Origin of the sequence: Chryseolinea serpens, from assembly GCF_900129725.1 — a bacterium.
GTDB lineage: Bacteria > Bacteroidota > Bacteroidia > Cytophagales > Cyclobacteriaceae > Chryseolinea > Chryseolinea serpens.
This window is the reverse complement of the sequence record NZ_FQWQ01000001.1, coordinates 1,058,340-1,071,919: the sequence shown is the minus strand read 5'-3', so window position 1 is coordinate 1,071,919 and position 13,580 is coordinate 1,058,340. Positions and strand designations below refer to the sequence as shown.

Annotated in this window: 14 protein-coding genes; 7 read left to right on the top strand and 7 right to left on the bottom strand. The window is 49.1% G+C overall.

Going from position 1 to position 13,580, the window contains the following annotated elements; all coding sequences use genetic code 11:
• Positions 1-10: 10 nt before the first annotated feature.
• Positions 11-763 carry a sterol desaturase family protein gene (locus BUB30_RS04185; protein ID WP_073131354.1) on the top strand — a complete coding sequence of 251 codons (753 nt, stop codon included), beginning with the start codon at positions 11-13 and terminating at the stop codon, positions 761-763.
• Between the two features lie 133 nt (positions 764-896).
• Here the strand turns inward: BUB30_RS04185 and BUB30_RS04180 are convergent, their stop codons facing one another.
• Together BUB30_RS04180 and BUB30_RS04175 are read right to left on the bottom strand one after the other, a co-directional pair.
• Positions 897-1,904, bottom strand: a complete 1,008-nt coding sequence (locus tag BUB30_RS04180; RefSeq protein ID WP_073131351.1) for a hypothetical protein — start codon at positions 1,902-1,904, stop codon at positions 897-899.
• The gene (locus BUB30_RS04175; protein WP_073131349.1) at positions 1,901-2,917 is read right to left on the bottom strand and encodes a hypothetical protein; all 1,017 of its coding nucleotides are present in this window, start codon (positions 2,915-2,917) and stop codon (positions 1,901-1,903) included. The genes BUB30_RS04180 and BUB30_RS04175 overlap by 4 nt, the downstream gene beginning before the upstream one ends.
• A 467-nt stretch (positions 2,918-3,384) precedes the next feature.
• On the opposite strand from BUB30_RS04175, the gene BUB30_RS04170 reads away from it, so the two are divergent.
• Positions 3,385-4,152: a DUF2490 domain-containing protein gene (locus BUB30_RS04170; protein ID WP_178377017.1), complete on the top strand. Its 768-nt coding sequence runs from the start codon at positions 3,385-3,387 to the stop codon at positions 4,150-4,152.
• A 440-nt stretch (positions 4,153-4,592) separates the two neighbouring features.
• Here BUB30_RS04170 and BUB30_RS35565 read toward each other — a convergent pair whose 3' ends face one another.
• Positions 4,593-4,931, bottom strand: coding sequence for a hypothetical protein (locus tag BUB30_RS35565; protein WP_245804097.1), 339 nt, complete (start codon positions 4,929-4,931; stop codon positions 4,593-4,595).
• Here BUB30_RS35565 and BUB30_RS04165 point away from each other — a divergent pair.
• A complete protein-coding gene (locus BUB30_RS04165) occupies positions 4,848-5,354 on the top strand; it encodes a porin family protein (protein ID WP_245804088.1) in 507 nt (168 codons plus the stop codon). The genes BUB30_RS35565 and BUB30_RS04165 overlap by 84 nt on opposite strands.
• Positions 5,355-5,465: 111 nt before the next feature.
• Here the strand turns inward: BUB30_RS04165 and BUB30_RS04160 are convergent, their stop codons facing one another.
• Positions 5,466-6,428: a LysR family transcriptional regulator gene (locus BUB30_RS04160; RefSeq protein WP_073131341.1), complete on the bottom strand. Its 963-nt coding sequence runs from the start codon at positions 6,426-6,428 to the stop codon at positions 5,466-5,468.
• Positions 6,429-6,544: 116 nt separating this feature from the next.
• On the opposite strand from BUB30_RS04160, the gene BUB30_RS04155 reads away from it, so the two are divergent.
• Positions 6,545-6,961 carry an OsmC family protein gene (locus BUB30_RS04155; RefSeq protein WP_073131339.1) on the top strand — a complete coding sequence of 139 codons (417 nt, stop codon included), beginning with the start codon at positions 6,545-6,547 and terminating at the stop codon, positions 6,959-6,961.
• Positions 6,962-7,025: 64 nt separating this feature from the next.
• On the opposite strand, the gene BUB30_RS04150 is transcribed toward BUB30_RS04155, so the two are convergent.
• Both BUB30_RS04150 and BUB30_RS04145 read right to left on the bottom strand, forming a co-directional pair.
• Positions 7,026-7,802 carry a LytR/AlgR family response regulator transcription factor gene (locus tag BUB30_RS04150; RefSeq protein WP_073131336.1) on the bottom strand — a complete coding sequence of 259 codons (777 nt, stop codon included), beginning with the start codon at positions 7,800-7,802 and terminating at the stop codon, positions 7,026-7,028.
• Entirely contained in the window at positions 7,759-8,805 is a 1,047-nt protein-coding gene (locus BUB30_RS04145; protein WP_178377016.1) for a sensor histidine kinase, read from the bottom strand. Before BUB30_RS04145 ends, BUB30_RS04150 begins: the two co-directional genes overlap by 44 nt.
• Positions 8,806-9,082: 277 nt before the next feature.
• Here BUB30_RS04145 and BUB30_RS04140 point away from each other — a divergent pair, with 277 nt between their 5' ends.
• Complete coding sequence (locus tag BUB30_RS04140; RefSeq protein WP_073131323.1) at positions 9,083-9,502, top strand: hypothetical protein; 420 nt, start codon at positions 9,083-9,085, stop codon at positions 9,500-9,502.
• A 230-nt stretch (positions 9,503-9,732) separates the two neighbouring features.
• Here the strand turns inward: BUB30_RS04140 and BUB30_RS04135 are convergent, their stop codons facing one another.
• Positions 9,733-10,032 carry a hypothetical protein gene (locus BUB30_RS04135; RefSeq protein WP_143164756.1) on the bottom strand — a complete coding sequence of 100 codons (300 nt, stop codon included), beginning with the start codon at positions 10,030-10,032 and terminating at the stop codon, positions 9,733-9,735.
• Between the two features lie 418 nt (positions 10,033-10,450).
• Between BUB30_RS04135 and BUB30_RS04130 the strand changes: the two genes are divergently transcribed.
• A complete protein-coding gene (locus BUB30_RS04130) occupies positions 10,451-12,904 on the top strand; it encodes a hypothetical protein (protein WP_073131319.1) in 2,454 nt (817 codons plus the stop codon).
• Between the two features lie 263 nt (positions 12,905-13,167).
• Positions 13,168-13,578, top strand: a complete 411-nt coding sequence (locus tag BUB30_RS04125; RefSeq protein ID WP_073131317.1) for a hypothetical protein — start codon at positions 13,168-13,170, stop codon at positions 13,576-13,578.
• Positions 13,579-13,580: the final 2 nt, after the last annotated feature.

Here is a 13,580-nt window from a genome sequence, read left to right as displayed (position 1 = left end):
AAAAGTCATTATGCCAACCCCCCTCGAAATTTTACTGGACCCCGTTTCCCTGATGCTGTTGTCTATGTATGCCGCCCTCATGATCTGGGAAGCGGTTTTCCCCGGAAGAAAGCTTCCGCATGTGAAATATTGGAAGCTGCGGGGAATCGTCGTCTTTATTTGCTTCTTCTATTTCACCACCTACCTGCCGATGTTCATCACTCCCTACCTGGAACCCTTTAGATTTTTTGATCTCACCGGCTTGGGGGCTGTTGTGGGCGGAGTTGTGGGGGTGCTCCTCTATGAGTTCGGCGTTTTTGTTTGGCACTATTCCCTGCACCGATCCGACTTTCTGTGGAAGACCTTCCACCAAATGCATCACAGCGCCGAACGGCTCGATACCTATGGTGCCTTTTATTTCAGCCCGTTCGACATGATGGGCTGGGCTGTCCTGGGCAGTATATGCTTCGGCCTCGTGGCGGGCCTTTCTGCGCAGGCCACCACGGTCATGGTACTGGGCACAAATTTCCTCGGCATCTTCCAGCACGCCAATATCAAAACACCTCAATGGCTGGGCTATATCGTTCAACGACCCGAGAGCCACAGCTATCATCATGCGCGTGGCATTCATCGCTCCAATTACTCGGACCTTCCCTTGTTCGACATCATTTTTGGTACGTTTAAAAATCCCAAAGACTTCGAAATGGAAGTGGGATTCTATCACGGCGCCTCCGCCCGCATCTGGGACATGCTGCGGTCGAAAGATGTGACGCAGCCCGAATAAGATTTCGACGGCCGCCTAAGCTTCAGCGGAGGGCGGTGAGTAGATTTAGAGACGACGCCATCAATGCTCACAAAAAAAAAGAGGCGGTCCTTTTAAGACTGCCTCTTTTTTTATCGAAGAATGAAGATCATCGTCAGCTACCTTCCTCATCACTCCGCACGACATGGAAGATCCGGTAGGCATCGATGTTAAACATCTCATTGGAATTATTGCGTTCGGCCCTTTTGGTTTCTTCTGAAATGATATACTTGTCGTTATAATAGAATTCTTGTGACTCACCATTCACCGTAGAGGCCTTTTTCTTGAAACCGGCTTTGGCAAGTTTACTTGCGAACTCGCTTCTTCCCACCGCCATCATGTTGTACTCCTCCACGTAGGCCAACTCGCTGTTGTCTTCAAAAAGCTTTATGGCGATCTTCAGTTTTTCGTTCGAGAAGAAATAGCCGCTTTCCTCTCCGGTCCATTCATAGTTGATGGAGTTCAAATAGCTGACCATGGAGTCCTTCGGCACATTGCCTTCCAGGATGGCGATGAGGTGGCCGATCGTGAGGGTGTCGGAAGGGACATTTACATACGCTTTCAAGTCCTTCACATCCGTCACCACCTTGGCCAATGCCGGATGCTTTTTGGAGTAGACCACATCCACAATGGCGCCTTCATAAAGATCGTTGAAGTCGGATCCGCTCACGCTTTCTTCAAATTTGTGCTGGCGGTCGAGACTATCCGCGTAGATCACGTTGATGCTATACGTGGTGTTGCTTTTAAACCGTCGTGTGGTCGTGGTGGCTTTGCCGCCCACGATCTTGCCCTTGGTGAGCCGGCCATAGGCCGCCAACTCATCATCCTTTCGCGACGATTGGTGAAAGACCAGCACGAACACGAGCACAAAGGCAGGCAACACAGCAAAGGGCGAAAGTTTGCGCAAGGGCGGAACCTCTTCGCCGGGTTCAGGTTTCGACGTCAGATCATAGATCGATTGGAAATCGCCAAGGGCCAGAAACAAGGCCCCGAAAAACAAGAAGCCTGCCGCAAAGCTGTAAAACATGTCGTGACGTTCGTAAACATCAACGGGGATGAGCGCATAGAACGTTACGGGAATGAGAACGCTCAACGCTGTAAAAATGATCCTGCCTAAGCTCATTGTCTGGAAGGGTTAAGACTGACACTGGAACCGTATATATGGAAATCGAATTTTACAGAATCGGCTTTTGCTGTTTTGAAGTTCACGTTGGCCGATAGCGTGGGCTCTTCGCCGGTATACGTTCCGGTGAGAACAATATACTCTCTCGCCTTCACTTCCTTGGGAAAAGCGATATCATCCAGGAAGGCAACGTTTGTCGACTGGACATCGATCCCTTCGTAGACCCCGGCTTCGCCGATGTTTTGCACGACCGCAAGAAACTTTCCCTCCTGATAAGCAGAGCTCACGGTTTTGAGTACCGGGTTGGGGAATTCGTGCATTTCGCTGAGCACGGCCTTCCCCTTACCGGGAATGATTTCGAAACCGTCAGCATTATATTCATTGTCTGTGTACAGGGTTTTCAACAAGTCGGCCTTCTTCACCCGCACCGTGTCGGAACGATGTAAGGTGTCGCTGGAAAACATTTCAAGCAGTCTCAAATCAAAGTTGTCGTATTTGAAGTTCTGGTCGTTCCGGAATAAAAAAAGAATAGAGTTCTGATCGCTGCTAACCACTTTAAGATAAAAAGGACTGTTGCTGGCCTTATCCAGCATGTCGTAATATTGAAACGGACGTGGCGAAGCGATGGCTTTGGCGAGGCCTTCATTTTTGTCGGCCATGTAGCGTTCCTGGCTTTTGCCTCGCTGGTAGCTATTGACCTTTTCGGAGATCGAAAAGATGATTCCTCCGGCAAGGATTATAAAGAATAGCGCGAACGTATACCACGGCGTCTTCTCCTGGAAGGGCAACGCATTCAAAACGTTCTCCAGCTCCGTCGTTGGTTTGTATAAGTTGCTGTCGCCGGGTTTTCGGAGTGCCCATATTTTGCCGATCCCGAAAAAGGGGATCCAGAAAAGATGAAAATACCGCTGGCGGCGTTCGATGGTGAATTGCTTGTCAAGTTCGGGAGGCAGACCCAACTGCGAAGGCTTGCAAGCATTGAGTAAAAAAGAGTTGTGGCCAAAAACGATCATGTGATTTTAGATTAAAGCGAAGCAAAAATAGCCGACCGCAATGGGCGCCTTCCGGCAAAATAGCGCATAGACATGCGGTTGTAAGATTTGAGAAAAAAATGTGAAATGTGTATAGGTTTTGGGTGGATAGTGACCGCAGGAAATGACAAAAACCTGAAAAAAGCGTTTCAAACACCGGTGAAGTGTCACCGGCTCCAGCGTTGGACTTCCAGGTATTCTAACAAAAATGGATGGATAAGAGTGAGAAATGCCCAACGATAGAGAAATGCCCGAAATTGATGTTTATACAACTGTCGTCAGGCAAAAAATCATTTCCATGCGGCCTTTGAAATCAAACGGGTTTGTGACGCTATAGCACATCCCTGTTTTCCGGCATTTTGTTGGGCGTCATGAAACCACTACTTTGGTCAAATAAACAGGCTTAGCATTCCGTGACCACCATTTTGCGAGTGATAACACTCGTTTTTTTGACCCTCTGTATCTCCACAGGATATTCACAAACCATCTACCACCACAATGTCTTTTGGGGGAGGATTGCGCTGGGGGATAAGATCACTGACCGCCTGAGGACCGAACTATGGTTCCAACACCGCAGCCAGAGCGCGGATGAGTCGTCCAACATCTTTCAGGCGCCACAGTACAATAGCTACTGGCTTTGGTTCAACTATCACGTCAGCGACAACCTGAAAGTGTCCCTCTCGCCCTTCGGCTATTTCGAGACCTACACGCTCTACACCAAGCCCTCCGATTTGGAGCGCCCGCCAGTAAAAGAGTTTCGCTACACGGTGCGCCTCGAACACGAACAGAAATTCCGCTTCTTCAACTACAGCAACCGCTACTCCATGGAGTACCGCGTACGCGACCTCACCAACACCGGCGACTACGAGCCCAACTGGCGCTTCCGCTACATGGCGCGGCTCGAAAAACCCATCAAAGCCGCCTGGCTCAAAGGCAAAAACCTGAGCCTCATTGTCTACGATGAAGTGATGCTGCAATTTGGCAAGGCCGTGCGCCACAATCCCAATGTCTTTGATCAAAACCGGCTCTATGCAGGGTTCAGCTACGGGATCGCCAAAAACATTAAGGTCACGCCGGCTTACCTGTTCGTGATCCAACAACGCAACTCCGGCACCGAATTCGACTATGTCAACACTTTGTTTGTCGTGCTCGCTTTCGATAATTTGTTTAGCCAATTCAGAAAGCAGGAGCAGCATCCGAAACCGCCGCAAGGTTAAAGTAAAAGGGCGCAATTTGATCGGTTGTGCTTGCGACACGCGAAGTACTTAGGCGCGTTCTGCAAAAGCACGTCGTTCCGCAGGCACAAGTTTCCTCGATCTTCGCACTTAACCAAGGAACCCCGCGGATGGCTCGTTGAATCTGTGTGGTGATGCATTTGAATGGGGGGCGCCGCATTCGGTGTTTGCCGGGTTTCGTTTTAGTTCGTGCGTCCGTTATCCAGTTTCAGTGCTTTCGAAACTCGGGATGTCTTGAACCGCTGGCGTAGGTTTTTAAAAAACTTGTGCCTGCGACATGACGAAGGACTTCCGCACATTTTGTAAAAAGCTCGTCGTTACGCAGCGAAAATACTCCCCCCACATCTTTGTTGGTTGCTCCTGCGGCTGATGGTAGCCCTGATAGGGTATCCTGTATTTCTTACGGATTTGGTTGACCCTGGTTATGACTTTTCAAATCTGGATTTTCCGTTTACGCCCCAATTTTGTCCGTTTCGGTTAGTCTTCACTTCCGGCCCATACGCAAAGCGCTCAACTTTGCCCCGGTAAGCAGTTAGTGGCTTGCTAAAAATGACGCTAACGACAGTATCACATACCCAATTAAACTCATCATGAAAAAACTCATCATCTTTTCTTTTGTCTTGGTCTCTTCCTCCAATTGTTTTAGTCAAAGTTTCACCAAGGATCTTTTCAAGCGGTTGAGCTTCGGGGTCAAGGCCGGAGTAAACTACAGTAATTTTGCAAACGCCGATTTTGAAACCGACGGCTTGGTAGGATTCCATGCAGGTGGTTTGGTCAACTTCAAATTGAACGAGCGTCTGTCCATTGAAGAGGAGTTCCTATTTTCCTTGCAAGGCGCAAAACTGAAAGGAGTGCTGAATGACACGGAAAGTATAAAACTGTATTACATGACCGTTCCCATACTTTTAAAGTATCGCACCAACTCAGGCATCTACTTCGAAGCGGGTCCGCAGGTAAGCGCGCTCATGAAAGAAGACCTTGATAAATCACTAGTAGACGGTCAGTTTGCAAAGAAACTGGACTTCGGCGTAACGGCTGGATTAGGCTTTCAAGCAAAGAACGGCTTGGGCATCGGTGCAAGATACGTGGCCGGTCTGTCGGATGTAGGCGACTTTCAATCGTCGATTGTGAAAAATGATTTCCGGAACAGCACGGTGCAGGCGAGCGTATTTTATGTATTCTGATACCCGCATATTGCATTTGTTGTCACGAAAAAAATCTCACGTTCTATAGCGAGTCCCGGCGTGTAACCGGGACTTTCTTTTTTTTTTTTTTGACCGGTCTTTGTATCCCGATCAACCTTCCAGAATCTTCATGAAATAGGGGGAGTCGTTCCACTTGATCCGTTTGTATTTGTGATTTTCTTTCAAGGCTTCCGGCAGACATTTCCAGATCACCTCGCTCATTTTTTCCAGCAAGAGCTTGCGCGTAAACGAATCACTCACCACCAGGCTGATCTCCCGGACGGGCACAGGCTCTTTGAAGGTCTTGCAAAAACCTTCCTGCAATTCGTGCCTCACCGACAACCACGGCACAATGGCAAAACCCAACGAGGCACGGACCAGGTTCTTCAAGGTCTCGATCGAATTGATCTCATACAGCGACTGCTCTTGTACTTTCTTCTTTCCCCGGCTGCAGATGTCGAGCAGCTGTGCATTGAAACAATATTCTTCCTGCAAGAGCAGCAACTCCAATTTGTCTTGTTCACGCAGGTGATAATTTTTCTCTTTAAGCCCCGGATGGTGTGGGTAGAGATAGGCCACAAATGGCTCCTGGAACAAAGGAAATTCCTTGAGGTTGGGATTGCCCGTAGGAGTGGACATGATCGCCACATCAACCCGGCCGGTCTCCAGGCTTTGCATGAGCTCGTAGGTGGAGGCCTCCCGGATCGCAAACTTCATTTTGGGCATGGCCCGCTCCAGTTGGCGGATAAAGAGCGGCACAAGATAAGGCGACAGGGTCGGGATGATGCCCACGTTCAGCGTTCCCTGCAGGTCGTTCTTTTTGTTGACGATCAGGTTCTGAATGCTGTCGATCTCCCGCAGCACCTTCTTTGCCTTCTCGATGATCTCTTCCCCTGTGGGCGTAGGGGTGAGGGGCACGCGAGACCGGTCGAAGATCTTTACCCCGATTTCGGTTTCGAGATTCTTCAACTGGATGGTCAACCCAGGCTGGCTCACGGCACACAATTCGGCCGCCCGCGCAAAGTGCCGTTCCTGGTCCAAAGTAACAATGTATCGAAGCTGCTGCAGCGTCATGGATTATAAATTTTATTTATGATGACGTAAAATTATTAATTTGATTTATCATGCGCAAGCCGCCACCTTTGAGCCATCAACGACGTAAAACATCACAAAACAAAACTAAAATCCTTATGAAATTTACACGCAAAGCTCAAGCACAATGGCAAGGTACTGGCAAAGACGGTCTTGGAAGCCTGACCACCGATAGCACCGTATTGAACAAAACACAATACTCCTACAAGACCCGATTCGAGAATGGTGCAGGCACAAATCCAGAAGAACTGATCGGAGCAGCCCACGCCGGCTGTTTCACCATGCAGCTGAGCTTCCTCCTGGACGCCGCGGGCTACAAGGCCACGCAACTGGATACTGAAGCGCAGGTTGTATTTGAAGATGGAAGCATCACCCAGATCAATTTAAAACTGACAGGGAAGGTGGACAAGATCGATGCCGCTACTTTTGAAGAAATCGCACAAAATGCAAAACGCATTTGCCCGATCTCCAAAGCGCTGAATGCGATGATCACATTGTCGATCGAATTGAAATAACGAATAAAGTACCCGGAAAGAAGCTGCTTTCGAATAGGAAGCGGCTTTTTTTGTTGTGATGGGGCTACGACCGGGGGCTATCGCCGGAGAGCCATTTCAGGAAGTGCGGAGTCTTCTCTTTGCTGACGGTGACGCTTTCCTTCAGCGGGACCGACACGTTCACCCAAAGCTTTCGTCCCAAGTGATTGGACACATCGACAATCGCCTCACGGTTGACCAGGATCTGGCGGTTGGCGCGGTAGAAATTCTTTCCGGCGATCTTCTCCAATTCTTCCAGGGTTTTGCCGGGGAAGTAGACCTTGCGGTCGAACGTGACCAGGTGAACCACATCGCCCTCCAGGTAAAATACGGCGGTGTCCTGGAGTTTGATGGGAAGGATCTTTTCTTTGTAGTGCACCAGGATCGCGGATGTGTTTTCCATTCCCCGTGTTTCGAACAACTTCATGATCTTCTCCAGCGGCAACGACTCCTGGCGCGGGGTCGATTTTGTTATCCTGTAAAATTTCTCCAACGCTGCACCAACCGATGATGACGTGAAGGGCTTCAATAGGTAATCGATGCCATTCGCTCCAAAGGCAGTCAGGGCATGCTCATCATAGGCCGTGCAAAAGATAACCGGCACGTTGATTTTCGTGGCCTTAAAGATCTCAAAGCTCAGCCCATCGCCCAACTGAATGTCACTGAAGATCAGGTCGGGCGCTTCATGCTTTTGGAAATATTGAACGGCGTCCTTTACCGACAGCAGTTTTGCTGAGATCGCAATGCTCGTGTCGAACTGCTGGATGGTCTCCGCAAGATCATCCGCGGTGAGTCGCTCGTCCTCTATGATTACTACCTTCATCGTCTAATAATTTTATCGTTACCGCAAAACAAGTTTCGGTTTGCGTAATGTGAATTTCGTCTCCGCTCAACAGCCGGTAGCGTTCCGCAAGATTAGGTAAGCCCTGTCCCGTAGACGGCTCTTTAAAATGCCGGGATTGAAGATTGTTGATGACTTTGATGTAGCCGCCTTCAACGACGATCTGGATGTTCAGCGGCGACTCTTCCGTCAGGTCATTGTGTTTGATGGCATTTTCCAGTAGAGCCTGCAACGAAAAATGAGGAACATATTTTTGCCGGGTGATCTCCAGCGGTACGTCGGCCTGGTAGGTCAGCGCCTTGCCAAAACGCACGCGCTGCATTTCTATGTAATCCCAGCAAAGCTGAAGCTCGTCCTCGAGCCTGACGATCCGGGCGGCGGGGTTGGAAAGGGATGCTCTTAAGAAGTTGGCCAAATGCACCAGGTAGGTTTCTCCTTGCCTGACATCCTGTTTATACAGGGTTTTAACCGTGTTCAGCACATTAAAAAGAAAATGAGGATGGATCTGTTGTTTCAATACCTGGTTCGCCGTCTCGCTGATGATGGCCTTTAATTCCAGATTCTCAAATTCCGACTGGATCTTGGCCTGTTGCAGGAAATTGTAATGGTAGAGCAGGATGATGAAGGTATTCATCAACCAACTGGAGAGAACAATGATGGCCATAAAGGAACGATCTGTCCAATGAAGCCGGTGATCGCTGGCAACGGGTTCAAAGAGGATCCAGATAAACAGATAAATAAATGGGCTAAGGGCATAGGACAACAGGTAGCGTAATTTCCTTTGCTTTCTGGTCAGCGTGATATAGGTATCGTGAGACGGCTTGAAACCCAAAACATAAATGTCGCCGATGCCGATCACCAGCATAATGACGGCCCCCATCACCGAAACGAACACGGCGCGAACGATATCCACCTTGGCAATGAGCAGGAAAATAAAACACACCGAGCAGATCACCCCCGTGGCCAGGAGATTTATCCGGATCAAACTTTTAAACGTCGGCTGATGTCCCATCTTTCCCTAATTGAATCACTGTCGCGCCGTTGAAAGATACCCCTTTTTCCAGGTCATACCAATCCCAGCGAAGCTTCAAAAGTGCCAGCAAACGATGACGAACAAAAAGACTTTATTCCCCAAACGGACAAATTCGCGGTTGAAACATTTTTGCTATCATTGCTGAAGTATACCAGGGCGAAGAAAATGGATCGTCGCGGGTTTCTGGATTATTTCAACGATGCAGGATTTTTTAAAAGAGTATTGATATATGAAAGCTTTGTTGATTTTTGGAATTTTAAGCCTTGCGGCATTTTCTTGTAACAAGCGAGGAAACCCACCGTTCGAAGAGACCCCCGAGGTTGATGCCAAATTGAAAAAGTACATACTGGATGGATTACGCAGGTATAATTCAGTAGAACCCCCCACAGACATTGGTATTTGGATAAGACCTGTATCCGTTGTGAGAAATAACAATGCAGTCTATAATTTCGGTGAAGTAAGCACACATTCCTCCAGAAGAAATTTATTTCTGTATGATGGGGGTGATATCGAAATACTGTCAGAAGAAGGTCAAATAGATGCCCTGAATAAGTTCTTTAACGAAAATGATTTTTTACCGGGTGAACGAAGTGACTGTTTGCGGCAAATCATAGAAATTGTGAATGAAGATACTAGCGTCACATTTTAAATTGAGTGAATTTGACAAAGTTTTCATCTCAGAAGCTAACGGCCCTATTGCTGTTGGAGGCTCTTTGTATTTTTTTGTTTAGATATCATCAACCCCAATGTGAACCCTGTATGGCGGGTACGGATTGCCCACCCTGTCTTTCATCCATCCAGATTGTAATAGCCGTCGTCGGAGGCGTCGGATTAATACTCTTGGTAGTGCTGGTAGCTTTAAAGGATAAACAATGAAGGTCAACAACCGCCTACCGCCAACCGCCGTTGTTGGTGTTCTTCACCAACAACCTTTTCGGCAATGCCACCCTCAATGCGTGCTCCCTTGCTGATATTTCGCCAACGACAATGCATTCCCCTCGTTGCTTGTTGGTGAAGAACACCAACAAGGGCGGCGGCCATCGTCGGAGGCGTCGGATTAATATTCTTGGTGGTGCTGGTAGCTTTAAAGAGTAAACAATAGAAGGTCAACCACCGCCGTTGTTGGTGTTTCACCAACAACATTTTGAACAACTCGCCGCCGTTGTCGGTGTTCTTCACCAACAACCTTTTCGGCTACGCCCTCACTTAATGTGTGCGCTCTTCCTGGTATTTCATCAACAATTCATCTCCTGCATCACTGAATTCATTCATCATAAACAAGGGACCATGACGTCGAATAGTTAAAGGCGTCACAATTCTGCCCTTTTACTTTTCAATGTTGAATTCTTTGGCTACATTAAATACGGCATTCGGCCAATCTGCATAGTGAACGTTCTGGTGCAAACAAACAGGGAGAAGAAATCTTGTGCCTGTCGTTGAGTGAAATGGGTTATCGGTCATCAGCAAGATCTATAGTTAAAGTCTTCGTCCTTGTGTCTATGTGTTGCTGCGGTGAGGCTCCGGCAGCGGAGCAATCCCTTTGGCATAGACAACTTTCAATTCTGCAACACAGGAATTGATACTGGTAAGTGCTCTTATGAACTACAAAACCTTACTGAAAGTGGAAGCCCTCCACTTCAGTTTCAAGGAAAGCGCGACAACGTTAGAAAAAATGCCTGATACAACAACTGCCCCCACCGATGCTTCCAACCCGGAATCCATCGCCTACATCATCAAACAATTGAACCCGAACTGGACCGACATCGACCAGGCGTTTTTATGGCCGCCCGATCTGTTCCTGGTTTGTGCCTTCATTCTGAAAAAGACAGGTGCCTACCGCATCATCGCCAGCAGCTATGCTTGCACCGACTATGAACGGCGATTCGGAAAGGCGTGTAAGCAATGGCTGGTAGCCATTCAAACCAGCATCACTACCGCTAAGGATATCGAGCTTCCCGCCGAGATTGCCGACTTCCGGACAGACCTGAAGGCATGCTGCGGCAGGGTGAAGTTCAATGAGCTGAAGGCGCTGACTTCGGATGGAGCAAAAGAATTAACCGAAAAATTGATCCTTGGATTGGCCTTGGCCGACCAGGCCTCTGCCGGCTTTGGCTTGCCCGGCATAAAAAAGCCGGAAACCAGCTTGGTCTATTTCATCGCCAACCTGTTGTTGGTTACCCAGGGATCGCTCACCTGCATTCCCAAGTTCGGCGGAGTAGTGGTTCCCAAAATGCGGACACCCCAAACCGGACTCACCATCCGTTCGCTCTCGCTCTACCTGGCTTACCTCGACACCGAAGTGGAGATCATGTGGCGCTCCGTGCCCTGGGTGAACATCGACCAGAATACCTTGAACGTGCTCTGCGTGCCTTGGCCAAGGGAAATCGACAACCACGATTTCCAAAGCCAGCCCGATACCTTCGAGACCTTGCGATACTTCGGCTACGATGGCAAAAAGCGGCAGGAGGAAGGCTTCCAATCGCTGTTGCAGATGTTGAAAAAAGTGAACACCGAACGGGGCAACGTGCATGTGCTGGTTTTCCCGGAATTGTCGCTGGAATACGACCAATACCAGTTGCTCCTCAAAATGTTAAAGGATGAATTCGAGCGAAAGAATTCCGACTGCGATGGCGACGGGGAAGCCGACGGTTGCCTGAGACATATGCCGATGGTGATTGGCGGCATCACGTTCGACAAGCAAGATTACAACGCGGTTGTGCTGGCGGTATATTTCTCTGGAAAGTGGTACAAGATGCTGCAAACCAAACATCACCGGTGGAAATTGACACGGAGTCAACTGATCCAATACGAATTGACCGGGAGCTTTACCGTGGAGCGCGAATGGGCCGAGCGGATTGCCATCGGGCAACGACGCTTGTCGTTTTTTTCACCAAACCCCTGGCTCACGCTTTGCCCCTTGATCTGCGAAGACCTGGCGCAGCTTGAACCCGTGTCGGAGGTGATCCGTGGTGTGGGACCGTCGTTGCTCATCGGTTTGCTTATGGACGGCCCGCAGATCATCGGCCGGTGGCCCGCCCGTTATGCCAGCGTGTTTGCCGACGACCCCGGCACCGCCGTGCTCACCCTCACGTCGATGGGCATGCTGCAAAGGAGTGTCCGTGCCGTTGTGAAAGATAAGAATACCACCAGCGTGGCCTTGTGGAAAGATCAATTGAACGGCTACAAGACCATCGACATCGTCGACAACCAAAAAGGCAGCACCGCGCTACTGTCGATATCGGCCTCCTACGCAGAAGAATTTTCGGCCGACGGCCGCAGCGATCATGGATCCGCACCCGTCTTCAAACTAGACAATGTATTTTACCCGGACGACGTCGTGCCAACCAAAAAGACAAACGACCACGGAACCCTCGACCCCATGTGGGTGGGCGACTGGAACGACTTGCGCGAGCTCACCAGTATCTCATTTGCACTGGATGCACTCATCACGTCCTATGGCGAACATTGGGACCTGATCGTGTTCCTTGCCAACCCCGACGAAGATAAAAAACCTTGGGGCACCAGTCAGTACAGTCCGCTATTGGACCTGGTCGTCAAATCGCACCTTCGCCCCGAAGAAGCTGGCATCAATCCCTCCGAGGAGGAGAAGGAAAAGAACGACCCCGACGAAACACCCAAGAAAAAAACGGGCATCACCGATTCCTTGCGCTGGGCTGTAGACGAGTTCAACTCGTGGAAAGCATTGCTGGCGGAATGGAAAATAAAAGCCGACGAGAAATTCAAAGACGGGGCAAAGCTCTCGGTCGAGGACAAAATTCAATTCAAGGTCGATTATTGGGAAGCATTGCGCGCCAAGGCGTTGGAAGACCTCACGGAAAAGCGCGGCGTGATCTCATCGACTTTTAAATCGATGAAATATGCCCAAAAGGACGAACTGAGAATCCGCCGGGCCGTCCCCCTGGCATTGATCATATCGCTGCACAACCGGATCGACAGCTACCGTGCAAAATACAAACGCCGCAACCACCTGATGCGACAGCTGTTTGAAAGGGTAGAGGAAAATGTTAATGAATTCTCTGCTTTTGGATGAGTGGTGATTGCCGGACGCCGGGTGCCGTTGTTGGCCGCCGTTGTTGGCCGCCGTTGTTGGTGTTCTTCACCAACAACATTTTTCGACAACGTCTCCCTCAATGGGTGTTTCTTGCTGATATTCCCCAACGATAATGCATTCCCTCTCGTTGCCTGTTGGTGAAGAACACCAACAAAGGCCGTGGTGATTGACTGTATTAAAATCTTCTGTTGGTACTGTCCGCCATATTTTTGATCTTGGGCAGTCTGAAGACTGATAGATAAATGAGAAATTTAGCATTATCGATATCCATTCTTATTCTCGCTTGCTGCAGCCGAACCGGAGGCGCAGCGTGGAAAGGCGGAAAAATAACTGAGCCTGGAACCTACGAGCTTGAGGATGAGAGCTTAAAGATCGAGGTGTATTTAGAAAGAAACTTTGTGAGATACAAGGCATACGACAACGAGGGGAGAACCGTCATTTCTTATGGATATAACATGAGTACGGTTCAAAGGTGGGCCTTCTATCTTGATGAACAAAGGAACTTTTGGGTTTTTAGCAGCGACATCGGCCATTCGGTTTGGAAGAAGGGAACGGCAAGTTCATATTTCCATGATGACATTGACCATGTGCTAACTCGTAGAGAGGTTCCTAAATCTGTGTACGATAATTGCAAAGAGTTTTTTCGGGACTAGGC